22 protein-coding genes and 1 pseudogene are annotated in these 23,179 nt (G+C 63.5%); 11 read left to right on the top strand and 12 right to left on the bottom strand.

Annotated features, from left to right (window positions below; genetic code table 11):
- Positions 1–76: 76 nt before the first annotated feature.
- Positions 77–229 carry a hypothetical protein gene (locus LG385_RS10330; RefSeq protein WP_181117566.1) on the top strand — a complete coding sequence of 51 codons (153 nt, stop codon included), beginning with the start codon at positions 77–79 and terminating at the stop codon, positions 227–229.
- A gap of 70 nt (positions 230–299) precedes the next feature.
- Here LG385_RS10330 and LG385_RS10325 read toward each other — a convergent pair whose 3' ends face one another.
- Positions 300–1,349, bottom strand: a complete 1,050-nt coding sequence (locus LG385_RS10325; RefSeq protein WP_225774197.1) for a DNA topoisomerase IB — start codon at positions 1,347–1,349, stop codon at positions 300–302.
- 204 nt (positions 1,350–1,553) lie between these two features.
- On the opposite strand from LG385_RS10325, the gene LG385_RS10320 reads away from it, so the two are divergent.
- Positions 1,554–2,180, top strand: coding sequence for a response regulator transcription factor (locus tag LG385_RS10320; protein WP_181117564.1), 627 nt, complete (start codon positions 1,554–1,556; stop codon positions 2,178–2,180).
- 29 nt (positions 2,181–2,209) lie between these two features.
- Positions 2,210–5,821, top strand: coding sequence for an ATP-binding protein (locus tag LG385_RS10315; protein WP_225774196.1), 3,612 nt, complete (start codon positions 2,210–2,212; stop codon positions 5,819–5,821).
- Here LG385_RS10315 and LG385_RS10310 read toward each other — a convergent pair.
- From LG385_RS10310 to LG385_RS10280, 7 genes and pseudogenes are all read right to left on the bottom strand, one after another.
- Entirely contained in the window at positions 5,745–6,200 is a 456-nt protein-coding gene (locus LG385_RS10310; protein WP_225774195.1) for a metallophosphoesterase family protein, read from the bottom strand. The genes LG385_RS10315 and LG385_RS10310 overlap by 77 nt on opposite strands.
- Before the next feature lie 22 nt (positions 6,201–6,222).
- Positions 6,223–7,068, bottom strand: coding sequence for a CopD family protein (locus LG385_RS10305; RefSeq protein ID WP_225774194.1), 846 nt, complete (start codon positions 7,066–7,068; stop codon positions 6,223–6,225).
- A gap of 102 nt (positions 7,069–7,170) precedes the next feature.
- Positions 7,171–8,141: pseudogene (locus LG385_RS10300) on the bottom strand (2-hydroxyacid dehydrogenase).
- Positions 8,142–8,153: 12 nt separating this feature from the next.
- Entirely contained in the window at positions 8,154–9,443 is a 1,290-nt protein-coding gene (locus LG385_RS10295) for an MFS transporter (RefSeq protein ID WP_225774193.1), read from the bottom strand.
- A gap of 43 nt (positions 9,444–9,486) precedes the next feature.
- Positions 9,487–10,437 carry a sugar kinase gene (locus tag LG385_RS10290; protein WP_225774192.1) on the bottom strand — a complete coding sequence of 317 codons (951 nt, stop codon included), beginning with the start codon at positions 10,435–10,437 and terminating at the stop codon, positions 9,487–9,489.
- Complete coding sequence (locus LG385_RS10285; protein WP_225774191.1) at positions 10,430–11,209, bottom strand: AP endonuclease; 780 nt, start codon at positions 11,207–11,209, stop codon at positions 10,430–10,432. Before LG385_RS10285 ends, LG385_RS10290 begins: the two co-directional genes overlap by 8 nt.
- Before the next feature lie 91 nt (positions 11,210–11,300).
- Positions 11,301–12,287, bottom strand: a complete 987-nt coding sequence (locus tag LG385_RS10280; protein ID WP_413247370.1) for a LacI family DNA-binding transcriptional regulator — start codon at positions 12,285–12,287, stop codon at positions 11,301–11,303.
- A 328-nt stretch (positions 12,288–12,615) separates the two neighbouring features.
- Here LG385_RS10280 and LG385_RS10275 point away from each other — a divergent pair, with 328 nt between their 5' ends.
- From LG385_RS10275 to LG385_RS10260, 4 genes are all read left to right on the top strand, one after another.
- Positions 12,616–13,734 carry a glycoside hydrolase family 5 protein gene (locus LG385_RS10275; RefSeq protein ID WP_225776218.1) on the top strand — a complete coding sequence of 373 codons (1,119 nt, stop codon included), beginning with the start codon at positions 12,616–12,618 and terminating at the stop codon, positions 13,732–13,734.
- A gap of 82 nt (positions 13,735–13,816) precedes the next feature.
- Positions 13,817–14,443, top strand: coding sequence for an antibiotic biosynthesis monooxygenase (locus LG385_RS10270; protein ID WP_225774189.1), 627 nt, complete (start codon positions 13,817–13,819; stop codon positions 14,441–14,443).
- Between the two features lie 75 nt (positions 14,444–14,518).
- Positions 14,519–15,187 (top strand): DUF421 domain-containing protein, encoded by a 669-nt coding sequence (locus LG385_RS10265; protein ID WP_225774188.1) that lies wholly within the window; start codon positions 14,519–14,521, stop codon positions 15,185–15,187.
- Positions 15,184–15,858, top strand: coding sequence for a DUF421 domain-containing protein (locus tag LG385_RS10260; protein WP_225774187.1), 675 nt, complete (start codon positions 15,184–15,186; stop codon positions 15,856–15,858). The genes LG385_RS10265 and LG385_RS10260 overlap by 4 nt, the downstream gene beginning before the upstream one ends.
- 69 nt (positions 15,859–15,927) lie before the next feature.
- Here the strand turns inward: LG385_RS10260 and LG385_RS10255 are convergent, their stop codons facing one another.
- Both LG385_RS10255 and LG385_RS10250 read right to left on the bottom strand, forming a co-directional pair.
- Positions 15,928–17,553, bottom strand: a complete 1,626-nt coding sequence (locus LG385_RS10255; RefSeq protein ID WP_225774186.1) for a methyl-accepting chemotaxis protein — start codon at positions 17,551–17,553, stop codon at positions 15,928–15,930.
- 185 nt (positions 17,554–17,738) lie between these two features.
- Positions 17,739–18,140 (bottom strand): YybH family protein, encoded by a 402-nt coding sequence (locus LG385_RS10250; RefSeq protein WP_225774185.1) that lies wholly within the window; start codon positions 18,138–18,140, stop codon positions 17,739–17,741.
- Positions 18,141–18,323: 183 nt separating this feature from the next.
- Between LG385_RS10250 and LG385_RS10245 the strand changes: the two genes are divergently transcribed.
- From LG385_RS10245 to LG385_RS10230, 4 genes are all read left to right on the top strand, one after another.
- Positions 18,324–18,575: a type II toxin-antitoxin system Phd/YefM family antitoxin gene (locus LG385_RS10245; protein ID WP_225774184.1), complete on the top strand. Its 252-nt coding sequence runs from the start codon at positions 18,324–18,326 to the stop codon at positions 18,573–18,575.
- Positions 18,575–18,994: a type II toxin-antitoxin system VapC family toxin gene (locus LG385_RS10240; RefSeq protein WP_225774183.1), complete on the top strand. Its 420-nt coding sequence runs from the start codon at positions 18,575–18,577 to the stop codon at positions 18,992–18,994. The genes LG385_RS10245 and LG385_RS10240 overlap by 1 nt, the downstream gene beginning before the upstream one ends.
- Positions 18,995–19,135: 141 nt before the next feature.
- On the top strand, positions 19,136–19,909 hold the full coding sequence (locus LG385_RS10235) for an ABC transporter ATP-binding protein (RefSeq protein WP_225774182.1): 774 nt from the start codon (positions 19,136–19,138) through the stop codon (positions 19,907–19,909).
- A gap of 166 nt (positions 19,910–20,075) precedes the next feature.
- The gene (locus tag LG385_RS10230) at positions 20,076–21,236 is read left to right on the top strand and encodes a cupin domain-containing carboxymuconolactone decarboxylase family protein (RefSeq protein ID WP_413247318.1); all 1,161 of its coding nucleotides are present in this window, start codon (positions 20,076–20,078) and stop codon (positions 21,234–21,236) included.
- Positions 21,237–21,280: 44 nt separating this feature from the next.
- Here the strand turns inward: LG385_RS10230 and LG385_RS10225 are convergent, their stop codons facing one another.
- Both LG385_RS10225 and LG385_RS10220 read right to left on the bottom strand, forming a co-directional pair.
- A complete protein-coding gene (locus LG385_RS10225; protein WP_225774181.1) occupies positions 21,281–21,961 on the bottom strand; it encodes a GNAT family N-acetyltransferase in 681 nt (226 codons plus the stop codon).
- Positions 21,962–22,059: 98 nt separating this feature from the next.
- Positions 22,060–23,151 carry an NADH:flavin oxidoreductase/NADH oxidase gene (locus LG385_RS10220; RefSeq protein ID WP_225774180.1) on the bottom strand — a complete coding sequence of 364 codons (1,092 nt, stop codon included), beginning with the start codon at positions 23,149–23,151 and terminating at the stop codon, positions 22,060–22,062.
- Positions 23,152–23,179: the final 28 nt, after the last annotated feature.

Genomic DNA, 23,179 nt, shown 5'->3' with positions numbered 1-23,179 from the left:
CGGCCAGGGCGATGAGTTCAGAGGAAACATTGCGCACGTGCTGTTGCCCAATGCATGAACCGTCCGGAGCATGACCATGAACAAGCAATCGCAACGCGAAGACCTCGATCACAAGCCCGAGCAGGCCGGCGACGTAGGGGAGAAGCACAAGCAGCTGAATGAGCAAGGTGAAGCCCCGCGTCCGATCGACAAGAACGATCCGGGCAAGGGACCGGCACCTACGCAGTAGCAGCAGGGGAAGGATGCGCGATCGCGAGCTTCCTGACCCGTAGGTCGCTCGCGAGCGCAGGATAGAAAGGTCAGCTGGCCTGCCGCACCTGCGCGTCGGCCACTTCGGCGAGGTTTTCCAGGAAAGTCGCCAGCGCAACTTCTTCAAGCCTCAAGCCTTTGCGCTGCCTCGGCTTGGGAAGCTTTGCAAGTTCGCCCAACACAAAGCGCTCGAGCACTGCGGGGTGTATGTAGCAACGGCGGCAAACCGCGGGCGTATTGCCAAGCTGCCGCGACACGTGTTTGACCATCTCCACGATATGCCGCTTGGCGTCCGGCTCGGGTTGCCAGTGCAGCTCACGAAGCATGGCCAGGGCCAGGGCGCTGCCGGCCCAAGTGCGGTAATCCTTGGCGGTGAAATCGCTGCCATGCAGCCCCCGCAAGTATTCGTTCACGTCGTGGGAGCTGATGTGGTGGCGTTCGCCGTTGTCGTCCAGATACTGGAACAGGTGCTGGCCTGGCAGGTCCATGCACCGCTTGATGATCCGCGCCAGGCGCTTGTCCTTCAGGCTCACCTGGTGCTCCACGCCGCTCTTGCCGCGAAACTGAAAGGCGATTGCGCTGCCTTTCACCTCCACGTGCTCGTTCAGTAGCGTGGTCAATCCATAGGATTGGTTGTCCCGGGCATATTGGCTGTTACCGACGCGGATCAAGGTGGCGTCCAGCAACGAAATCACCGCGGCCATGACTTTATTGCGTGACAGCCCTGGCGTTGCCAGATGCTCCTCCAGCTGGCGCCGCACCCGGGGGAGGCTCTTGCCGAAGGCAAGCATGCGGCTGTACTTGTTCTCGTCGCGCAGTTCTCGCCAACGTGCGTGATACCGATATTGCTTGCGACCCCGCGCATCGCGGCCGGTCGCTTGCAAGTGGCCGCGTGCATCCGGGCAAATCCATACGTCCTTGTAAGCGGGCGGTATCACCAGCGCATTGATCCGCTTGATTTCTTCAGGGTCGGTGATGCGCGTTCCATCAGGGTTGAAATACACGAACTTGCCCCTGAGCTTGCGTCGGCGGATACCCGGCTGGCTATCGTCGACGTAATGGAGGTCGGGGGGCAGGGCAGGTACGGCAGTGTCCAACATGAGGAAACATCCTTCGGGGCCTGTCCCATAGACCACAACGCAACCGCCAATGCTCCCTTGAACACCCCCTCTTCAAGGAATTCACAGAGCCTCTTCCACCTTTCCTACAACCAGCTCGGACGCGTCCTACAGACTCCTCAGGCCCACTGCCGAATAATCCCTATCCCGTCATGCGATAGGCGGCTATAGCCAAGGAGGTGTCCCATGTACCGGGCAATCATCGTCGACGACCATCCTTTCATACGGGCCAGTGTCAGCCTGTTGCTGGCCCAGGATGGCGTAGACATCGTGGGCGAAACCGACAACGGCCGTCAGGCGCTGCAGATCGCGCGGGAGGCACTGCCAGACCTCGCGATCGTCGATATCTCCATGCCCTTGCTGGATGGCCTTACGGTGATCCAGCGGTTGCGCAGCCTGCGCTTGCCTACCAAGGTCCTGGTGCTCAGCTCCCTGCCGGCGGAGTTCTATTCCCTTCGATGCATGAAGGCCGGCGCTTGCGGGTTCGTGGCCAAGAACAACGAGCTCGCAGAGCTGCGCAAGGCCGTGCGGGCCCTGCGTGAGGGTTACAGCTATTTTCCCGACGTGACCTACAGCAGCGTGCGGCGCCAGGATTCGCTGCGCACCGAGCGTGAGTGCCTTGCCGAGCTCAGCGACCGGGAAATCCTCGTGCTTCACCACCTCGCACGGGGGTATACCAATCGTTTGATCGGCCAGCACCTGGCGCTTAGCGCCAAGACCGTAAGCAGCTACAAATACCGGTTGATGGAAAAGCTGGGTGTTCCTTCGGTCGTAGCGCTGGCGGAAATCGCCCGGAGGCATCAATTGTGCTAAGCCCACGGCGGCATTTGACCAGGCGGGCAGTGCTTCTTGCGCTCGCACTCGTGGCTGGCCTGGCCGTGCCGCTGGCGTGCGCCGAGCAGCCGGCATTGCATTCCCGGCTGGCTGCAGGTACGGAGACCATCGCCCGGCTTGAACTACCGGACGACGACAGGCGCTGGCTATGGCGCAGGCGTGTGTTGCGGGTAGGGGTCACACGGCCAGATACCCCTCCCTTCGATCTGCTTGGTAACGGCCAGCACTTCGAGGGCATCAGTGCGGAATATGTAGGTCTGCTGTCTGAACAGTTGCACCTGGAGGTGCGCATCCTGGTCTATGAGGCCCGCGCCGCTGCCTTGGAAGCGTTGCGCACCGGCGACATCGACATGCTCACCTCCGCCTACGCCGAAGAAGCTGACCTGCCGGGGCTTGTTCGTAGCCAGCCCTATGCCCCGGACGAGCCCGTGCTGGTGCGGCGCGCCGACCGCGCCCTCGAGCAACAGGGCGCTACCATTGCTGTCACCGGGGGCTACGTGAGTGATGCAGAGTTGGCCGAGCTGGCGCCCCACCATCAGCGTGCCGCAGTGCCTTCGTTGTTCAACGGCCTGGCGGCAGTCGCGGTGGGGCAGGTGCACGCGGCGCTGGGCAATGCTCGAGCAGTTGCGGCGCAGTTGGCGCAAAGCCCATTGTCCGGGCGCGAGCAAGTCACCTTCCTGCCGCCGCGGCCGAGCGGCATTGCCTTCCTGCTGCGTTCCAGCGACATACGCCTGGCCGGGCTGGTCAACGCGTGCCTTGCCAGTGCCCCTGCGGCATGGCGAAAAAAGGTCGATGACACCTGGAGCCGCGGCGCGGCGCGGCTCAGTGAAGCGTCCACGCTGGCCTGGACCGCCGAAGCCCGGCGCTGGATGGACGCTCACCCTCGCGTGCGGGTTGGCTATCTGCGTGAATTTGCGCCGCTGAGCTTTCAAAACAACGAAGGCCAATTCAGGGGCCTGGCTGCGGACCTTCTGGCACGCATCGCCCAGCGCACCGGGCTTGTGTTCGACCCCGTCCCGCTGGCGTCCCATGCCGCCCTGGTAACTGCACTGGAGCACGGAGAAGTGGACCTCGCCGCCGCCATGGCTTCGGATGCCGAGGCGGAGGGAAGCCTGCGCCTTACCCGGGCATGGCTGAGTACCGTGCCTGTGCTGGTGACCAGCGGTGCCGTGCAGCGTGCCGAAGGCCTGGTTGATTGGGACGGGCAAGTGGTGTCGGTACCGGCTTCGCTGGCGTCGACCGCTACGTTGGCGGGGCGCTGGCCGAATGTCCGTTGGGAGGAAACCTCCACGGCCCGGGATGCCCTGGATTCGGTCACCGCCGGCCACGCCCGGGCAGCGGTCCTGCCCTACGAACAGGCACGGGTCATGCTTGCGGGTAGCCCGGAAAAGTCATGGCGCATAGGCAGCGTGTTGCCGCTGCCGCCACGCCGGTACGGGTTTGCGGTGGCCTATGGGCAACAGGCCTTGCCGGCCATCCTTGATCAGGCGCTACTGAGCTTCGAACCCGCAGTGCTGGACACCATGGCCCGCCGTTGGCGCAGTGAAATTCACGTGGAACCGGAGTGGCCGACGCAGGCCAGATGGCTAGTCCCGGCCTTTGCCGTGGCGGGAGCGATGCTGCTGCTGGCAGTGGTGTGGATTCGCCTGTTGCGGCGACAGGTACGGCGGCGCAAGGCCGCCGAGCAGGCACTCACCGATCAGCTGGAGTTCGTGCGCGTGATGATTGACGGCACCCCGCATCCAGTGTACGTGCGTAGCCGTGGAGGGTGCCTGCTGGACTGTAATGCCAGTTATTTGCTCGCACTGGGGGTAGAGCGCGGTGCGGTGATCGGGCAAAGGGTCACGCGCATACCACTGGCTCACGACCAGGCGGCAGAATACGAAGCGCTGTACCACCAGGTGATCGCCGACGGCGAGCCTATCGTCGAGGATCGGCAGCTACGCCTGCGTGATGGCCGCGAACTTACCGTGTTCCACTGGATCCTCCCGTACCGCGACAGCAGCGGTAACATCATGGGCCTGATCGGCGGGTGGATAGACATCACCGAACGCCAGCGTCTGTATGACGCCCTGCAGGCCGCCAAGGAGGAGGCTGATTCGGCCAATCGGGCCAAGTCCCGCTTCCTGGCCACGGCCAGCCACGAGATACGTACGCCGATGAACGCGGTCCTGGGGATGCTGGAGCTGGCGCGGCGCAAGGCCGACACCGGCGAGTTGGACATGCTGGCGCTGAGGGTAGCGTCCGAGTCCGCGAGCGGCCTGCTTGAACTGCTCAACGATATCCTGGACATCAGCCGTATCGAGTCCGGGCATCTGAACCTCAATCCCCGGCCCGTTGAAGTGGATGCACTGACGCGCCAGGCTGTGCAGCTTTACCAGGCGCGGGCGCGGGAGAAATCCCTGCAGCTGGAACTTACTGTCCAGCAGGATACGGGATGGGGCGTGGTACTGGACCCTCTGCGGTTTCAGCAGGTGCTGGGCAATCTGTTGAGCAACGCCATCAAGTTTACCCGGCAGGGGCGGGTGAGCGTACACCTGACGGCAGAACCTGCACACAACGAGCTCGTGGTAAGGCTGGTGGTGCAGGATACCGGGATCGGCATTCCCAAATCGGACCTGCGCCGCCTTTGCCAGCCTTACCAGCAAGCCGGCAACCATCAGTTGTCGGGCCGCACGGGTGCCGGGCTGGGGTTGTCCATCAGCCACCATCTATGCCGGATGATGGGCGGCGGGCTGGAGCTCTCCAGCCGGGAAGGCGAGGGCAGCCGAGTGGAAGCCTGCCTTCGCCTGCCACGCTGCAGCGTCGAAAAGCCCGCCCAGCCCAGCCTGGCCACCAGTACCCAAGCGACCATCAGCGTGCTGGTGGTGGACGACCACGAGCCCAACCGTTTGCTGCTTGCTCAACAGCTCAGTTATCTCGGGCACCGCGTGACCGTGGCTGAGGACGGCGCGAACGGCCTGCGAGAGTGGTGTAGCCATCGAGGTTTCGATGCGGTGATCTGTGACTGCGAAATGCCGGGAATGGATGGTTACGACCTGGCGCGCGCCATTCGCCTGGAAGAGCAGCGCAAGGGATTGCGGCCCTGCCGCCTGCTCGCATGCACTGCCGATACCACCGGAGACCAGCGCGAACGCTGCCGTGAAGCCGGTATCGACGAATGTCTGGGCAAACCCCTGGGGCTGGAAGCCTTGGCGGCCGCGCTTGCGCCAGCATTGCCAGCGACCCTCACGGCAGCGCCGGTGCGTGCTCATGACAGCCCGGAGGCACTGCTCAGCCTGGCGGGGGGCTGCGTGACCTCGGCGCGCCGGCTGCGAGACAGCCTTTTACAAGCGCTCGCGCAGGATTACCAGCGGCTGCAGGGCCTCACCACGGCCTCGCCGGAGCTCGACGACGTGGTGCACCGGGTAAAGGGCGGGGCACGTATCGTGGGCGCCGCAGGGTTGGTCGATCGCTGTGAGGCCATGGAGCGTGGCGAAGCGACGCTGCAGGGGTTGCTGGCGGAGATGGCCGGGCTTCAGCAACATCTGCGCGGTATGACCTTCAGCCCAGAGGGACGAGCCGGGCGTGCGGCCCCGCTGGGGTCGGCTCAAGCAGCGCGACCGAAACCGGCAGCTTGAACCGCCGCGGGCCCGCACTGCCCGGGTTGATGTGCAGGGCCCCGTCCTTGTGGGCGATCAGCGGCTTGTGCGAGTGCCCGGTCACTACCACGGTTGCCTCATCGGGCAGTGGCCAGGGCACGTCGGCCAGTTCATGGGTGAGGTAGATCCGTAGCCCACCGAGGTCGAGCAACAAATGATCCGGAAGGCCATCGGCCCAGGGCAACCCTCGGTCGTTGTTGCCCCGCACTACGCTGAGCGGGGCAATGGCACGCAGGGCGTCGAGAATTTCCGGCTTGCCAATGTCCCCGGCGTGAATCAGGTGATCGCAGCCCTGCAGCGCCGCCAGGGCTTCCGGGCGCAACAAGCCATGGGTGTCTGCGATCAGGCCGATTTTCATGAGTGCCTCGTATGTGAACGTTTCAGAGGGAAGGCGGTAGCGTCCCGAGCCAGGCAACCGCCAGCAGCGCCCCCAGCCCACAGAGCCATTCGAGCCCCAGCGTGAGCCTCAGGTTCGCTACTCCGGCGCGCAGGGCATGCGCACGGTGCCACAGTGCAAGCGCCAACATCCCCGCGACCGCCGCCAGCTTGATCCATAACACCGTTGCAAAAGGGCTGGCCCCCGGCAGGAGTGTGCCGGTGATTGCCCAGAGGTTGAGCAGGCCGGTGACAGCGATTACCCCAACCATCGGCAGGCCGTAGCGGCCGAAATCAAGCGCCAGTGCACCCGGCCGCAAGCCCCGGGGCTGCACGGCGATCCAGCCCAGCAACAACAAGGCCCCGACCCATCCGCCCGTGGCGGCCAGGTGCAGCAGTTGGTTGAGCGCGAGCAGTGTACCCGCAACGCCGCCCAGCATCCCGGTGTGGCCCACCGGGGCAAGCGTAGCGATAGCCAGCACAGACAGCGCGATCGCGGGCAACGGCGAGCGTTGGCCGGGCAACCGCCACCAGATCAATTGCAGCAGGCAGATGATTACATGTGCGGCCCATATACGGCCGAAGGCGGTCTCGAGCAATACCGTGCGCAGCGTGGCGGGTTGCATGCCGCTGTGCCAGTCGCCCGCCATGCCGGCGCTGGCCGCGAGCAGCCAACCCACCGCGCTGAGAAACGCCAGCAACGCCACCAGGCACAGCACCGGGTCCATCCGTTGGCGAAGGGCGGGAAGCTGCGGCATGCCTGCGAGGAGCAGAGGCCTGAACACGCTGACGCCGAACAGGCTCAGCACTGCAAAATAGTGAAGAAAACGAAGTACAACCAAGGCAGTCATGGCAGGGGGTGTTCCGCAGGCAAGAAGGCCGGCCAAGGCACGGCCGGTGGGCGCGCTACTTTAGCAGCCAGCGCTCCCCTGGCCAAACGGCCGGCTGTGGGTTCACCGCCGTGGCTGGTTAGCGGGGTTGCGCGGCGGTTGCCCCGAGAGCACCGCCAGAAGGTTATCTACCGCACAGGCGGCCATGGCCTCTCGGGTTTCGTCAGTGGCCGAACCGATGTGTGGGGTAGCGACCACGTTGTCCAATCGCAACAGGGGTGAGTCGGGGCTGACCGGTTCCTGATCGAAGACGTCAAGCCCAGCCCCGCGCAGGCGGCCCTGTTCCAATGCACGGATAAGCGCGGGCTCATCCACTACGGGCCCCCGGGCGATATTGATGAGGATGGCACCCGGCTTCATCAGCCCCAGTTCTCGCTCCCCGATCAGGCCCCGCGTCGCCTCGGTGAGTGGCAAGGTAAGGCAGACGAAATCCGCACCCCGCAACAAATCGTCCAGCGAGCAGTGACGGGCACCAAAGCGCTGCTCAGCCTCGGGGCGTGGGCGGTGGCTGTGGTACAGCACGGGCATGTCGAAGCCGAAATGCCCGCGCTGTGCCAAGGCCTGGCCGATGCGTCCCATGCCCACGATGCCCAGGGTTTTCCCGTGGACGTCGGTGCCGAAATGGGACGGCCCCAGGCTGGCCTGCCAGTGCCCGTCGCGCACCCATCGCGCCAGCTCGGCCACCCGCCGGGCCGTGGCCATCAATAGTGCAAAACCGGTGTCGGCGGTGGTTTCGGTCAGCACGTCCGGCGTGTGGGTAAGCTGGATGCCCCGGCGATCAAGGGCCTCCACGTCGTAGTTGTCGATGCCCACGGACACGCTGGAAATCACCTCCAGCTGCGGTGCCAAGGCGAGCAGCTCGTCATCGATTCTCAGGCTGGCGCCCAGTAGTCCATGGGCGGTGGGCAGGGCATCCCGCAGGGCGGCAAGGCCTGCCCTTTCACATCATCGATCAGGGTGACCCTGGCAGCGGCCCGCAATCGCGCCATCAGGGGCGCGGCCAGCTGCTTGTAAACCACGACATGCTTGTTCATCAGGTTGCCTTCTTACACGTGAGCAGTTCGAGCGGCCACGGGGGCGGGCCGGGTTTTTACATCGCGGGTACGCAGGCACAGGGTGAGCACGGCCGAGATCGCCAGGGCCGCGCTCATGAACAGGTACGACGCCGAAGGGCTACCGGTGCTGCCATTGAGGTAGCCGACAATCCAGGAACCCGCGAACGAACCCAGAGCGCCCATGCTGTTGATCAGCGCCATGGCGCCACCGGCTACGTTGCCCGGCAGAATTTCCGGCACGATGGCGAAGAACGGCCCGTAAGGCGCGTACATGCAGGCACCGGCAAAGGTGAGCAGCGCGTAGGACCACCAGAAATGCGTGCTGCCCAGCGCATACGAGCCGTAGAAGGCCAGGGCGGCGAGCAGCAGCGGTGGCCATACGAAATGCTTGCGCTTCTGCAATTTGTCCGAGCCCCATGAGCACAAGATCATCGCGATGACAGCAGCGAGGTAAGGCAGGGCAGACAGCCAGCCGGCTTGAACCATGTCCATCTCCTGGCCTTTCTTGAGGATGGACGGTAGCCAGATCACGAACCCGTAGACCCCGATGCTCCAGCAGAAGTACTGCACTGACAGCAGGATCACCTTGGGCGAACGGAACGCCTCGGCGTAGTTCTTGACCGGCTTGAAGCCTTGCTGCTCGGCTTCCAGGGCGCTTTCCAGGGCTTCGCGCTGCGGCACGCTCAACCACTTGGCCTGAGCCGGGCGTTCATCGGCGAGCTTCCACCATATGAAGGCCCACAGGACTGCCGGCAAACCTTCGATGATGAACATCCAGCGCCAGGAGTAGTGCTGCACCAGGTAGCCGGATACGACCGACATCCATAGCATCGTGACCGGGTTGCCAAGGATCAGGAAGGTGTTGGCGCGGGAACGTTCTGCCCGGGTGAACCAATGGCAGAGGTACACCAGCATCGCAGGCATCACCACGGCTTCGACCACGCCGAGGAGGAAGCGGATGGCAATCAGCCAATAGGCATCGGTGACCACACCCGTCAGGCTGGCCAGCCCACCCCAGAGGATCAGGCTGACAAAGATCAGCTTCTTCACGCTGCGCTTTTCGGCGTATATCGCGCCGGGTACCTGGAAAAAGAAATACCCGAGGAAGAACAGCGCGCCCAGCAGGGAGGACATGCCAGGTGTGATGTGCAGGTCTTCGGCCATCCCGGACGCGGCGGCAAAGCCATAGTTAGCGCGGTCCAGGTACGCCAGGCTGTAGGTGATGAACACCACCGGCATCAGGTACCACCAGCGGCGGCTGGCCAGTTTCAATGCACTCATGATCACACTCCACTTATTGTTGTTGGTCGGTGTATTCCAGCGGCTAGCCTTGCAGTTGCGCCCGAGCCGCCTGTAGCTGCTCCAGCCTTGGCAGGCCCTCCATATCGCCAGGGCTTTGAACGGCCAGGCTGCCGATCCAGTTGCCACGGCGCACCGCCTGGGCGAAACCCTGGCCCTCAAGCAGCGCGCTGATTACGCCCACGGCGAACCCGTCGCCAGCACCCACGGTGTCCACCACGCGTTCTACCGGGAAACCCTCCACCATGCCCTCAGCCTGGGCGGTGCGGTAATAGGCACCTTCTGGCCCCAACTTGATCGCCACGGCCTCCACGCCGTGGTCCAGGTACCAGGCGGCGATGTCGGAAGGGTTTTCACACCCCGTCAGCAGGCGACCTTCGGCCAACCCTGGCAGCACCCAGTGGGCCTGGCAGGCGAGGCGGTTGATGCTGTTGATCATGGTGCGCTCGTTGGGCCACAGCGATGGCCGCAGGTTAGGGTCGAACGACACGCTGTGCCCGCGTTCGCGCATCTCTGCGATCAAGTACCCCGACAGCTCATGCGCGTCGGCCGACAAAGCCGGGGGGATGCCAGTAGCATGGAGGTGCCGCGCCTGAAGTAACGAGGGGTCTACGTCTGCCACGCTCATGGCGCTGGCCGCCGAGCCGCGGCGGAAATACTCCACGGCGGGATCGCGGCCGTCGGCTTCGCTGGATTTGAGTTGGAAGCCAGTAGGGCGGTGTGGGTCGGTGCGCACGAAGCGGCAATCCAGGCCTTCGGCCACCAGGCTGTCGACTACAAACCGACCGAACGAATCTGCCCCCGTGCGGCTGAGCCAGGCCACGTTCAGCCCCAGGCGCGCCAGGCCAATGGCGACGTTGCTGTCAGCACCGGCGATGCGCTTGTGAAAACGCCCGACCTTGGCCAGGTCGCCGTATTCATCGGCCACGAACATGGCCATGGTTTCGCCGAAACCGAGGATGTCGTAGTCAGGCATGGGTGGCCTCCCGCTGGGTGCCCAGCGCGGCCAGTTCGCCTACCCGCTGTTTCACAACGCCTGCCAGGTCATCGCCCTGAAGGGGGTATTCGATCGCGCGCACGATGCCGGCCGGGAAACGCCGCAGCAGGCTGGCCCAACTCGACAGGTCGCGTGCCTCCGGCGGCACCGCCACCAGCTTGCCGGCAGGGCTCAGGCGTACCGCCTTGCAGTGCAGGTACTCCACGTACTGGCCTAGCTGGCCGGCAGCACCGAGGGCTGATTGGGCCTGCCACTGCCAGTTGCCGATGTCGAAGGTCATCCCCACCGGAACCCCCCGCACCCGCGCCGCGGTAAAGAACTGAACCAGCGGTTCAATCCGGCCTCCTTGGGCGGTCTGGTCGTTTTCGACCAACAACCGTACCGGGGAATCCTTCAGCAGCGCGGCCAGCGCCTTGAGGTCGGCATTGGGTGTGAAATGCCCCAATGACGTCTTGAGCCAGACCGCGCCGGCACGCTGCGCGGCCATCAGCACCTCAGCAAGGGCGGGGCTGGGGTAGTTGGTGTCCGGCTGCCATATCTCGAGCGGCGAGGAGTACACCAGCGTCAGCTTTAGCTCAGCCGCAAGATTGGCATAGGTGGAAAGGTCCGGGTTGGCCTCCAGCAGCTCTTCGCGCAGCTCTACATGGGTGGCACCGGCTTGGGAAAGCAGTTCGAAGCAGGATGCCTGCCCGCGACTGCGAACGTATTCCGCGCCGAAACTGGACAGGCTGATGGAAACGGGCTGATGCATTATTGTTATCCTCTGAAACCGGTTTCATTTCATGGTACGACGCGTTGGCCGGGTACTCGTTCCCTCCCGCGGCGCGCCTTGTTCGTTGAGTTTAGCTGCGTTGCCTGGGGGTGGATCCACGCACGACCAGCTGTGCAGGCAGGTCAATCTGCCGATCGGGGCCCGGGTCGCCCCGCAGCCGGCGTACCAGGCAGTCAAAGGCGGTACGGCCAATGGCATCCGTTGGCTGTGCAAGGGCGGTGATCCCACTGCCTACCAAGGGGTACCAATCCAGGTCATCCAAGGCAATGAGCCCCACATCGTCAAACAGCCGAGCGCCTGCTTCGCGCAGGGCAAACGTGGTAGCGAGCGCGGCTACGCCATTGGCGCAAAACACCGCCTTGGGCCCGTGGTCACGGGCGCCAAGAAAGCGGGTGAGGGCGCCTTGCAGGTCGGGGCCGGTTTGCATCACGTGACCGCGCACTCCTGCCGAACTGGAAACGACGGCGTCGAAGGCGGCGCGGCGTTCGCTGCGCGAGCTGGCGCCTTCCGCCGGTTCCATCACCAGCGCGAGGTCGCGATAGCCCTGCTCAAGCAGGTGCTCAAGGGCCATGTGCACCGCGCCGGCGTTATCAAGCCCCACCAGGTCGGTCCCTAGAGCCTCCAGCTTGCGGTCCACCAGCACAATAGGCATGTCACTCTGCAATGCTCGAAGTTGCTCGGGATGGCGGCCAAGGGTGTTAACGATCAGCCCTTCAATGTTGTAGGCATGCAGCGCCTCGAGCTGTCGGGCTTCCTGGTCCGGGTCGCGGTCGGTATTGCACACCACAAGGCTATAGCCGTGTTGCCGGCAGGCAGTTTCCACACCGTGCATCACCGCGATGGAATAGGGGTTGCGGATATCGGTCATCAACATGCCGATGAGGCGGGTGCGCCCACGCTTGAGGCCGCGGGCCATCTGGTTGGGCCGGTAGCCGAGGTTGGCAATAGCAGCTTCGATTCGCTGGGCAATATTCTCGGACAGCAGGCCGCGGTCCTCGCCGATGAACCGGGAAACGCTTGCCTTGGAAACGCCAGCGTGGCGGGCGACGTCGTGCATGGTCACACGGCGCGCGGGGGAAGAACCATTCACAGGCCTGTCATCCTTTTGTGTTTGTTCAGGACAGGTTGAAACCGGTTTCAGGAAACCGCATTCCGTAAGGTCCGTCAAGCCGCCGTTGGTCGGTGGTTCGGGTTCCGCGTTGCCCGAGGGAGATATTTCCCTCTTTCCCACAAGCGTTTCAGCCGCGTCCTGCATCCTTGGCCCTAGGTGTTTTGTACAGTCAGCGCCCCTGCAGCCATCCACAGGCACTCCCGTGCGCAAAGCGATCTTTCTGGCCATTGCCCTGCTGTGGCCCACCAGCCACAGCCTTTGGGCCGCCGACCTCATGGCCTTTTGGGCAACGCCCCAGCGAGGCGCCAACAGCTTCAACCGATTGCCGCCCGGGCAGGGCTATTTCCAGGCCCTTTCCGCCACAGGCGCCAGCTGGGTGCGCCTGGCCTATGACAAGTGGCCGACAGGGGAGGTGGATTTCCTTATCGGCAACGCGGATGGCTACAGGGGCTTGGCCATCCCGGACCTACAAACCCTCCTCGCCACGCTTGACCGCGCTCACCAGGCCGGGCTGAAAGTGGTGATCGCGCCGCTCTCGTTGCCCTTGATGCGCTGGTCGCAGAACAACGGGGGGCGCTTCGATGACCGCTTATGGGCCGATACCCAGAACTGGCGCGCAGCCGCGATCTTCTGGCAAGACCTGGCGCGCACGCTGCGCGATCACCCTGCTGTCGCGGCATACAACCTGGTCAATGAGCCCGCCCCCGAACGCCACGGCGGGCTGGCCGAGCACGCGCCTCAGGCAGACGGGCATGCGTGGTACGCCGCCAGGCAAGGCACCGGCCGCGATCTGCCGGCCTTCTATACGCAGGTGGTGAAGGCCATCCGTGAGGTAGACCCGCACACTCCGATCATGGTGGACGCCGGGTGGTATGCCGCCGCCGACGGTTTCAGCTATTGGCCAGCGCCCCTGGCTGACCCCAACGTGCTGTATAGCGTGCACATGTACGAGCCCTGGAAGGCCACCAGCGATCCGTCGATGTTCAACCGGCCATTACATGCCTACCCAGGGCTGGCACCGTTCGCCGAGCATCAGCAATTCTGGGGCAAGGCACGGGTGGCGGATTACCTGGGCAGTTTCACGCGCTGGGCAAGGCGCGCTGGGGTACCGCCGCAGCACTTGGTGCTGGGCGAATTCGGATGCCTGCGAAGGTGGCCGGGGTGTGGGGCTTACCTCGATGTGCTGGACGTCACTGAGCAGGCAGGGGTGCACTGGGCGTTTTACGCCTTCCGGGAGGATGCATGGGACGGGATGGATTACGAGCTCGGAACCCGGCCGGTGCCCTGGGCCTACTGGAAAGCCATCGAGGCGGGCACGCCGGATCCTTTGCCCCGCCCAGGCAGCCCCTTGTTCGAGATCATTCAGCGCCGGCTGAAACCGGCCGCGCAGTAAATCGAAAGCCAGCACGCCAGTACAATCCGGTAATGGGCGGGCCTTCCACACTGGTGGTTTTCATGTGTCAGGAAACGCCCTCATGGTCGACCATCCCTTGCCTGTGCAAGAGCCCCCCGCCGAGCCAGTGCCGGGGCCAGTCGTGCCGGGGCCGGCCGGCCCCAACAGTGTGGTTACACTGGTGATCAACCACAAGGTTCGGCCTGGCCAGCAAACAGCCTATGAGGCCTGGCTCAAGCGCACGGTGAAAGCCGCGCGTGGCCAGCCGGGGCACCTCGGTGTAAACGTGATACGGCCCGCCGCCGACAGCCAGGTGTTCACGTCCGTGCTGCGCTTCGCCAGTGCCGAGCAACTGCAAACCTGGATCGACTCTGGCGAGCGGCAGGGGCTGGTCACTGAAGTGCTGCCGCTGCTGGAGGACGGCGACCACCCCCTGGTGCACAGCGACGCCGAATTCTGGTTTACCCCGGTACGCGGCGCTGGCGCGCAGCCCCCGAAATGGAAGCAGGCAGTGATCAGCTATGCCGTGATCCTGCCACTGTCCATCGTGATCCCCATGCTATGGCGCCCCTTGTTCAAACGTTATCCCGAACTGGGCGGCACCCTGCCGAGCAACATGTTGATCACGGCGTGCATTGTGGGGCTTGTGGTGTTCGTGATCATGCCGCGGGTCACCCAATGGTGTGCTCGCTGGCTCAGCAAGGGCTAAGCGGCCGATATAAAACGAACCCGGGCATCGGATAGCGGCTCATACACTCCAGAAACGTACTGGAGGCAATGGACCGTGGAGTGGCACAGGTTCCTGTTCGGTGAGGCCAGCCCGTGGATGCTGCTGGAGATCTGCGGCCGTGCGGCGGTGTTGTACTGGATGCTGATGTACTGCATGCGCCTGCTTGGCCGCAGGGTGGTCTCGCAATACACGCTGTTTGAACTGTCGATCGTCGTAACCCTTGCCGGCGCGGTCGGTATCCCCTTGCAAGCGCAGGAACGCGGTCTGTTGCCACCGCTGGTGATCATCGCAGTACTGATCTCCATCCAGCGGGCGGTGGTTGCGCTGAGCATGAAGAACGCACAGGTTGCCAGGGCGGTGTCTGGTGGGCCCGACCTGGTGGTGAGCCAGGGGTCGCTGGTGCTGCCAGCGCTGAAGCAGGCAGGCCTGTCCCGGGAAAAGCTGTATGCCCTGTTGCGCGATTTTCAGGTGCAGCATTTGGGGCAGGTGAGCCGAGCCTGGCTGGAGCCCTCCGGCAAACTGACCCTGGTGCGTGCCGAGCAGCCGGAGCCCGGCCTGTGCATCCTCCCAAGTATCGATGAAGTACTGCGGCGCGAGGCGGCCGTGGAACACACCCGATGCTGCTCATCCTGCGGTTATCGCCAGGATGACAGCCCACCTGCGGTTTGCCCGCGCTGTAGCGCCAGGGAATGGGAACCGGCCGCGCAGGTACTCACGCAATGAGCGGCGATGCGACCGCGACCCTGCATCGCCTGCTGGTAGGCAACGCGCCCTGGTTGTTCCTGCTGGAGGTAGTGGGCCGAGCACTGGTGGTGTACGTCGCGCTGTTCATCGTGATGCGGCTGCTGGGCAAACGCATGGCCGCGCAGCTGAGCATTTCAGAGCTGACCGTAATGCTCACCCTTGGCGCCGCCATCGGCGCACCGCTGCAAACGCCCAGTCAAGGCGTGCTGCCCGCAATCGTATTGCTAGTGTGTGCCTTGGTGTTCCAGCGAGGACTGTCCACGGCCTCGTTCAGATGGCGCGCCGTCGAGGTGCGTGTGCAGGGGGATGTCACGCTGTTGCTTGCTGACGGCCGCTTGCTGATGGATGAGCTGAATAAGGCCGGCCTTAGCCTGGACCGCGTGCATTCCGAACTGCGCGCTCAGGGCGTACAACAGCTAGGCCAACTGCGCCGCGTGTACCTTGAATCCACTGGCCGTTTCACCTTGTTGCGGTACGTGCAGCCCAGGCCTGGGCTGTCGCTGCTGCCGCCTTTGCCCGATGCCCAGCCGCCAGCGCAAACCGAGCTATTGGCCTGCAACCGCTGCGGTTATACGGCGACCGCAGATGTTGAGGGTTGGCCAGCCTGCAGCCAGTGCGGTAATGAGCACTGGGAGCCGGCAGTGGCCTAAGCGGCTGCGCCACAGGTCGCCGGGTTTTAGCTCAGCGGGGCAGGCATACAAGGAAGCCAACGCGCCACCTTACACCTTGAAATGCCCCACCATCTCGTTCAGCTCGGCAGCAAGCCGCGACAGTTCGTGGCTGGCAGCGCTGGTCTGGTTGGCGCCGGCAGCGGACTGCAGCGACAGATCGCGGATGTTCACCAGGTTGCGATCCACCTCGCGCGCTACCTGGGCTTGCTCTTCGGCGGCGCTGGCGATTACCAGGTTGCGCTCGGAGATCTCGCTGATGCTGCGGGTAATTTCCTCCAGGGCCGTGCCAGCGCTGCGGGCCGCTTCCAACGTGAAGCGGGCGCGTTCGCTGCTGGTGTGCATGGACGCAACCGCCTGGCCGCTGCCATGTTGAATGCCACTGACCATGGCCTCGATCTCGCGGGTGGATTCCTGAGTGCGGTGCGCCAATGCGCGTACTTCATCGGCTACCACCGCAAACCCGCGGCCGGCTTCACCTGCGCGGGCTGCTTCAATGGCGGCGTTGAGGGCCAGCAGGTTGGTTTGTTCGGCAATGGCGCGAATTACATCCAGCACCTTGCCAATGTCCCGGGTGCGCTCGGCCAGCTCACGAAGCTGCTCGGAAGTGGCCTCCACGTCCTGGTTCATCTGCACAATGGCCTCGACTGTCTGGCTCACCCGCTGTTGGCCGTCCACGGCGGCACCGCTGGATTGTTGCGAAGCAGTCGAAGTGGATACCGCGTTAGTGGCGACTTCCTCGACGGCTGCGGTCATCTCATTCACAGCGGTGGCGGCTTGCTCGATTTCGTCGTTCTGCTGCTGCAGCCCGCGCGAGCCTTCTTCGGTCACAGCGTTAAGTTCTTCAGCTGCAGAGGCCAGCTGCGTCGCCGACCCGCTGATACGTGAAAGGGTAGCGCGCAGGTTGTCCTGCATCTGGGCCAGCGCGGTTTGCAGGCGCGAAACTTCGTCGCGGCCTTCTGGCCGGATGGCTTGGGTGAGGTCGCCCGCGGCAACTTTTTCTGCCAACGCCACCGCAACCTGCAACGGGCGCACGATGCTGCGAGTCAGTACCAGCGCAAGCACGATGGTCAGCGCGAAGGCGGCGGCAAGCATCAACGACACCAGCAAACGCGCGGCTTCGTATTTGCCTTGCGATATTTCGACGGCCTGGTCGCCGTTCTGCTGGTTGAGGTCGGTCAGCTGTTTCAGCACTGGGCTGATCTGGTCAGAAACGGCTTTGAGGTCACCGGAAATCAACGGCGCGATTTCGCTTTCGCGGCCCGCCAGTGAAGCCTGGCGCAAGCGATCCAGTGCCGCAATGTATTGCCCATGCAGCTGTTTGAGTTTGTCGAAGTCTTGTTGCTCTTCACCTACGCCCACCAGCGCGGCGTACTTGTCGATCAGCCGTTCGCCCTGGGCAGTCAGTTCGCTGATACGGGTGCTGGATTTTTCCACGTCAGCCTTGGCGCGGTTAACCAGCACAAAGTACGACATGGTGCGGTAACGGCCCACGGTATCGGTGAGGTCGCCGAGTAAGCGGGTGGAGGCCAGCGAGTTGTCGGCCAACTCGTGAGTGTTGTCGTTGAGCTGCGACATGGAACGCAGGCTGAGCAGGCCGAGCACGGCCATGAACAATGCGATGGTGGCAAACCCGAAGGCAGCCCGGGGCGCGATCCCGATTTTACGAAGCGACATGCGACACACTCCAGAAGTAGGCATGAAGCGGTATCGGCCAATCATCGCCAGGCTGTATGGCACCCGAAGATAACTTTCCGTGCGAGCGTGGCCCCGGGTGTTGAAAAGTACCGTCGCAGAGCGGGCGGCTCCACTTGGCGCCGGGCCTGCCGTTCGTCTGTGGTGATCGCGCTTATGGTCAGCCGTTACGCCACAGGCATCGCCGACAGGTGCTCGTGACAGGCCAGCCAACGGCCTTCAGGTGCAGGCTGGCGGAACACGATGGTTTCACGCTCCAGCGACTCCACTTCTTCACCGCCCACGCTCAGCCGAGTGGCGACTTCGTGCATGAATATCGCCACATCGCCTTGAACGCTCACGCGGGGCTCGCGGGATTCGCAACTCAGCACGCGAAAACCGTCCTGCTGCCAGCTGTCCCACAACGCGCGATAGGCCGCGCGGCTTTCCAGCACGCCGGGGGTGGTGTGAAAGAGGAAGGTAGCGTCCTCGCTGAACGCCGCGAAATACCCCTCGGTGTCGTTACTGCCGAACGCCTCGACCAAATGCCGGGCGGCCGTCAACACCTGTTGTTCAATGCTCGTTTCCATGGGCTTCTCTTGTTGTTTGCACGCAAGCGACCGATTCTGCGCAGGTCAGCGAAGCGATGGAATCGCGTGGGCGAAAAAATCAGTTCAGAGGTTTGGAAAGTGAAGGGTGATCGCGGCCTATGACGCCTTGACATTGGCTCGAGATGTAGTAACGTTTCTACATCAGCTTTTCGGGAGGTCTCTATGCCGACTACTATGTCCAGTCGCGAGTTCAATCACGATACCAGCGGCGCCAAAAAGGCGGCCAGCGCCGGTCCGGTCTTTATTACCGATAGGGGCAAGCCAGCCCATGTACTGCTGACCATTGAGGCATATCAGCGTTTGACTGACAGGGCTACCACCATCATTGATGCGATCGCAATGCCGGTTGATACGGATATTGTATTCGATCCACCACGGGCTGTTATTCAACCCAAAACGGTGGACTTCAGCTGATGTATGTTTTGGATACAAACGTAATTTCAGAACTGCGCAAGGCAAAAACCGGAAAAGCCAATGCAGGGGTGGTGGCTTGGGGGCAGGCCGTGCCGGCAAATGAAATGTTTATTTCCGCGATAACGGTGATGGAGCTTGAAACCGGCGTTCTGCAGGTCAGCCGGAGAGATCCAGTTCAAGGAAGCATTCTCCGTAAGTGGCTTAACGAGGCGGTGATGCCGGAATTCAGGGGGAGGGTGCTTTCAATTGATTCAGCCGTTGCTATCCGTTGTGCGGCGTTGCATGTGCCCGATCCTCGGCAAGAACGAGATGCCCTGATTGCTGCGACTGCCTTGATACATGGCATGACGGTCATCACAAGAAACGTCAAGGATTTCGAGGCTACGGGCGTTCCTCTCTTCAATCCGTGGGTTTCCTGAAAATTTTATGCAGCTCGTTTACCGGGCATAGCGGAGTACCGCGAAAGATTCTTGCCCTACGAGCAGTAGACTTTCCTTGAGCCAACAACACCTTCCCCGCTAAGGTCAGTGTCCCGACAGTTTCCGTGACGCGAGCCTTAGATGATCGACTTCCACAACGTCACCGCCTTTCAGCAGCAAACCCGCGTACTGGATGGCTTTTCCTTGCACATTGGCGCTGGAGAAAAGGTGGCCATTCTCGGCCCCAACGGCGCAGGCAAGAGCACGTTGCTCAAGCTGATCACACGGGAGCTGTATCCCTTGGACAGGGAAGGCAGCCACCTGAAACTGTTCGGCAGCCAGAACGTGAACCTGTGGGACTTGCGCAGCCGGCTGGGCTTCGTATCCCAGGACCTGCAGGACGATTACACCCCGCACACACCAGCGCTGGATGTGGTGACCTCGGGCTTCTTCGGCGCCATCGGCGCCCATGGGCATTTGCAGGCAAGCGACGCGCAGCGTGATCAGGCGCGGGCGTTGCTGGCCTCCGTGGAGATGGCCGGGCACGAATCCACCATGTTCCAGCGGCTGTCTACCGGGCAGAAGCGCCGGCTGCTGCTGGCGCGGGCGCTGGTGCATCAACCGCGCGCGCTTATCCTCGATGAGCCGGCCAATGGCCTGGACATGGGCGCCAGCCTGGGCATGCTCAATCTGCTTCGGCGCTTTTGCGGGCCGGAGCATGCGATGATCATCACTACCCACCACCTCGATGAAATCATCCCGGAAATCGAACGGGTGGTGCTGTTGGCCAAAGGGCAGATCGTGGCGGATGGCCCCAAGGCCGAGGTGCTCACCAGCGCACGGCTGTCCGAGCTTTACCAGATTGACCTGCGTGTAAGCGAGCAGGACGGCTGGTACCGCTGCTGGCACGCCTGAGGGCTGTTCGCCGCCCCAAGAGGCTGCGCCAGGCGCCATGCCTTGATGAGCACTGCTCATAAGTCCATGTCGATCTGGCGGTCTAGTCCCTTCCGGGTATCTCACCTAGCCTGTGCTCATTGAACGGGTAACGCCCGTTTTTCCTTTCAGGCCAGGAGCACACTAGATGAAGCCACTGATTGCCCCACTCATGGCGCTTTCGCTGATGACCGCTGAGGCCTCGGGCCGGGATGCTGCAAGCATTCGTATCTCGGCTGCGGGTTCGCAACCCCCGGTGCAGGGCTCCCAGGACTACTTCACCGGCACGGTGCAGGTGGACGGCCCTTTCAAGGCGGATGAGCCGGCGCGGGTAAGCGGCGCCACGGTTACCTTCGAGCCCGGCGCGCGTACGGCGTGGCATACCCACCCGCTGGGGCAAACACTGATCGTCACTGCCGGTATCGGCTACGTACAGCAAGCGGGCAGCGCTCGCCAGGAAATCCGCCCCGGGGACGTGGTGTGGATTCCGCCTCACGTGCGCCATTGGCACGGCGCCACGCCCACCAGTGGAATGACCCACATTGCCATTGCTGAGGCGCAAGACGGCAGCGTGGTGACCTGGGCAGAGCAGGTGACCGAAGCGCAGTACCTTGGCGAGGGCGTGGCACCGAAAGTGGCGCCAGGGCGCTTGCCGGACGCACCCGTAGCGCAAACCCTTTCAGCGCGGCAGCAGGCGATTCCCTTGATCGCCGCAAGCATGGCAGTCGGTGATCTATCACGGCTGAACACGGCATTGAACCGCGGGCTGGATGCCGGGCTAAGCGTGAGCGAGGTTCGCGAGGTGCTGGTGCAGCTGTATGCCTACGTGGGCTTCCCGCGCAGCCTCAACGCGCTCGCAGAATTGATGAAAGTTGTAGAGGCTCGCCAGCAGCGGGGCGTGCACGATGAACTGGGGCGCGAGCCGGGCCGGGGTATTCCTACGGGTGAGGCTTTACTGGCAGCGGGTACGGCCAACCAGACGACGATCTCCGGCAGCCCGGTGAAGGGCCCGTTGTTTGATTTTGCACCGGTGATCAACCGGTTCCTTCAGGCTCACTTGTTCGGCGACATCTTCGAGCGGGATAACCTCGACTGGCGCAGCCGCGAGCTGGCCACGGTGGGCGCGCTGGCCGCAACCCCAGGTGTTGAATCGCAGTTGCGTGCCCACATGAGCGCCAGCCTGCGAGTGGGGCTGAGCGAGGCGCAGTTGCACGAAGTGACCGAGCTGCTGGGCGAGGCGGGCGATGACGCGGCGGCTCAGCGGGGAGCCGCAGCATTGGAGCAAGCATTGGCGACCGCCGGGGCATGAGGGCCTCAGGCGTTACGGATTGAGCGTGCCAAGCCCGATCGATGCTATTGCGGCCCAGCCTGCACATGTTGCTTTACCTGACGCTCCAGCTGATCAAGCCGGTAATCCCTTTGCTTTTCGGCATCCGCCATCGCCCTGCGGCCATGCTGTTTGAGCAAATAGGCATGAATCTGCTGCACCTCGAGCGTTCGGTAAAGCGGCGCCACATCCAGCCGCTGAACATGCCCAAGGGTGCGCACCGGGCGCGTATTGACCACCACCTGCGGCCCGCTGGTACCCACGGCATGCCAGCCTTGGGCCTGGAACCAGCCCAGCGTTGAAACCAGGCAAGCGGCTTCGGTGTGTGGATAGCGCTGCACTACGGCATTCAGCAGCGCGCGGCCGACACCCTTGCGGCGATGGCCTGAATGAACAGCCAGATAGAGCAGGGTGCAGGCATCTGGTGCGCCTGCGGCCGGTAGAAACAGAGCAAAACCCAGTACTTGGTCCGGGCTCTGCGCATCGAGCCCCAGCAGCAACTCGACCTGCAGATCCGTGCCTGCGCCCATCGCCTGCAGGTAGTGATGCACCTCGAGGCCCAGGCCGTATTGATACAGGGGATACAGCGGGTTACTGGGGACCATCGCCACGCTGCCAAGGGTGGTGAGGTTATCGATCGCCAACTGTTGCACCTGGCTGGCGAAGGCTTCCGGAGGAGGGGTGACGAGGTGGCTGAGGCTGAACATGGGGCTCGGTCGCGGAAAAGGATGGGCAATCATACCCCGAATGCGAACGAGACAAGCGCCAGGCGAACCTGACGCTTGGTGACACCTGGCGGTATTACTTAGCGATAGCGCTCCAGCCAATGGGCGTACGGCGCAGGGAGTGTCCACGACGCTTTGTCCACGCCCAGCTCTTTGGCGGCGAAGTACGCCCAATGGGGGTCGGCAAGGTGCGCGCGGCCAATGGACACGAGGTCCAGCTGGCCGGCTTTTACTGCCTCTTCGGCCAGTTGCGGCGCGCCGAAGCCCCAGGCCGAAGTCACTGGCAGGCCAGCTTCACGGCGTACACGTTCAGCCACCGGACCCATGAAGGCGGGGCCCCACGGAATATTGGTGTCGGGGATGGTGAAGCCGACGCTGACGCTCAGCAGGTCCAGCCCGCCGGCCTTGAAGCGGCGAGCCAGTTCGATCGACTCTTCGAGGGTTTGCTCGTCGCGCCCGTCGTATTCGATCACGCCGAATCGGGCAGTGAGCGGCAGGTTTTCCGGCCATACCTCACGAACGGCAGCGAGGGTTTCCAGCAGGAACCGGCTGCGGTTCTCGAAGCTTCCGCCGTAGGCGTCGGTACGCTGGTTGGAGTGTTCGGAGAAGAAGCTCTGCCCCAGGTAACCATGGGCGAAGTGCAGTTCGATCCATTCAAACCCTGCATCGCGGGCGCGGCGGGCAGCGTCCACGAAGTCCTGCTTCACGCGAGCGATGTCTTCGAGGGTCATCGCGCGGGGTACTTTTGGCAGGTTGGCGCCGAAGGCGATGGCCGAGGGTGCGATGGTTTCCCAGGCACGTGGGTCGGAATCGGCCATGTGATCGTCGCCTTCCCACGGGCGGTTGGCGCTTGCCTTGCGACCGGCATGGGCAATCTGAATCCCCGGTACCGAGCCAGCCGCCTTGATCGCCTGCACGGCCGGCACGAAGGCCTGGGCCTGCTGGTCGTTCCAGAGGCCCGCGCACCCGGGGGTGATACGGCCTTCCGGCGCGACTGCAGTGGCTTCCACCACCACCAGGCCGGCACCGCCACGGGCCATGCTGGCCAGGTGCACGTGGTGCCATTCGTTGATTACGCCGTCCTCGGCACTGTATTGGCACATCGGCGGAATAGCGATCCGGTTGCGCAGCGTAACGTCCTTGAGGGAATAGGGTTCGAACAGCGTTGCCATGCAGTGACTCCTGAGTCGTTGGTGCGAT

Source organism: Pseudomonas sp. Marseille-Q5115 (assembly GCF_916618905.1).
Taxonomy (GTDB): Bacteria; Pseudomonadota; Gammaproteobacteria; order Pseudomonadales; family Pseudomonadaceae; genus Aquipseudomonas; species Aquipseudomonas japonica_A.
Note: the sequence above shows the minus strand (reverse complement) of the source record. Positions and strands in the feature narration are given on the sequence as shown.

Bases quoted from the DNA above. Each gene is read 5' to 3' on its own strand.
- LG385_RS10330 (WP_181117566.1), top strand. From the start codon at position 77: ATGAACAAGCAATCGCAACGCGAAGACCTCGATCACAAGCCCGAGCAG.
- LG385_RS10325 (WP_225774197.1), bottom strand. From the start codon at position 1,349: ATGTTGGACACTGCCGTACCTGCCCTGCCCCCCGACCTCCATTACGTC.
- LG385_RS10320 (WP_181117564.1), top strand. From the start codon at position 1,554: ATGTACCGGGCAATCATCGTCGACGACCATCCTTTCATACGGGCCAGT.
- LG385_RS10310 (WP_225774195.1), bottom strand. From the start codon at position 6,200: ATGAAAATCGGCCTGATCGCAGACACCCATGGCTTGTTGCGCCCGGAA.
- LG385_RS10305 (WP_225774194.1), bottom strand. From the start codon at position 7,068: ATGACTGCCTTGGTTGTACTTCGTTTTCTTCACTATTTTGCAGTGCTG.
- LG385_RS10295 (WP_225774193.1), bottom strand. From the start codon at position 9,443: ATGAGTGCATTGAAACTGGCCAGCCGCCGCTGGTGGTACCTGATGCCG.
- LG385_RS10290 (WP_225774192.1), bottom strand. From the start codon at position 10,437: ATGCCTGACTACGACATCCTCGGTTTCGGCGAAACCATGGCCATGTTC.
- LG385_RS10285 (WP_225774191.1), bottom strand. From the start codon at position 11,209: ATGCATCAGCCCGTTTCCATCAGCCTGTCCAGTTTCGGCGCGGAATAC.
- LG385_RS10280 (WP_413247370.1), bottom strand. From the start codon at position 12,287: ATGCACGACGTCGCCCGCCACGCTGGCGTTTCCAAGGCAAGCGTTTCC.
- LG385_RS10275 (WP_225776218.1), top strand. From the start codon at position 12,616: ATGGCCTTTTGGGCAACGCCCCAGCGAGGCGCCAACAGCTTCAACCGA.
- LG385_RS10270 (WP_225774189.1), top strand. From the start codon at position 13,817: ATGGTCGACCATCCCTTGCCTGTGCAAGAGCCCCCCGCCGAGCCAGTG.
- LG385_RS10260 (WP_225774187.1), top strand. From the start codon at position 15,184: ATGAGCGGCGATGCGACCGCGACCCTGCATCGCCTGCTGGTAGGCAAC.
- LG385_RS10255 (WP_225774186.1), bottom strand. From the start codon at position 17,553: ATGTCGCTTCGTAAAATCGGGATCGCGCCCCGGGCTGCCTTCGGGTTT.
- LG385_RS10250 (WP_225774185.1), bottom strand. From the start codon at position 18,140: ATGGAAACGAGCATTGAACAACAGGTGTTGACGGCCGCCCGGCATTTG.
- LG385_RS10245 (WP_225774184.1), top strand. From the start codon at position 18,324: ATGCCGACTACTATGTCCAGTCGCGAGTTCAATCACGATACCAGCGGC.
- LG385_RS10240 (WP_225774183.1), top strand. From the start codon at position 18,575: ATGTATGTTTTGGATACAAACGTAATTTCAGAACTGCGCAAGGCAAAA.
- LG385_RS10235 (WP_225774182.1), top strand. From the start codon at position 19,136: ATGATCGACTTCCACAACGTCACCGCCTTTCAGCAGCAAACCCGCGTA.
- LG385_RS10230 (WP_413247318.1), top strand. From the start codon at position 20,076: ATGAAGCCACTGATTGCCCCACTCATGGCGCTTTCGCTGATGACCGCT.
- LG385_RS10225 (WP_225774181.1), bottom strand. From the start codon at position 21,961: ATGTTCAGCCTCAGCCACCTCGTCACCCCTCCTCCGGAAGCCTTCGCC.
- LG385_RS10220 (WP_225774180.1), bottom strand. From the start codon at position 23,151: ATGGCAACGCTGTTCGAACCCTATTCCCTCAAGGACGTTACGCTGCGC.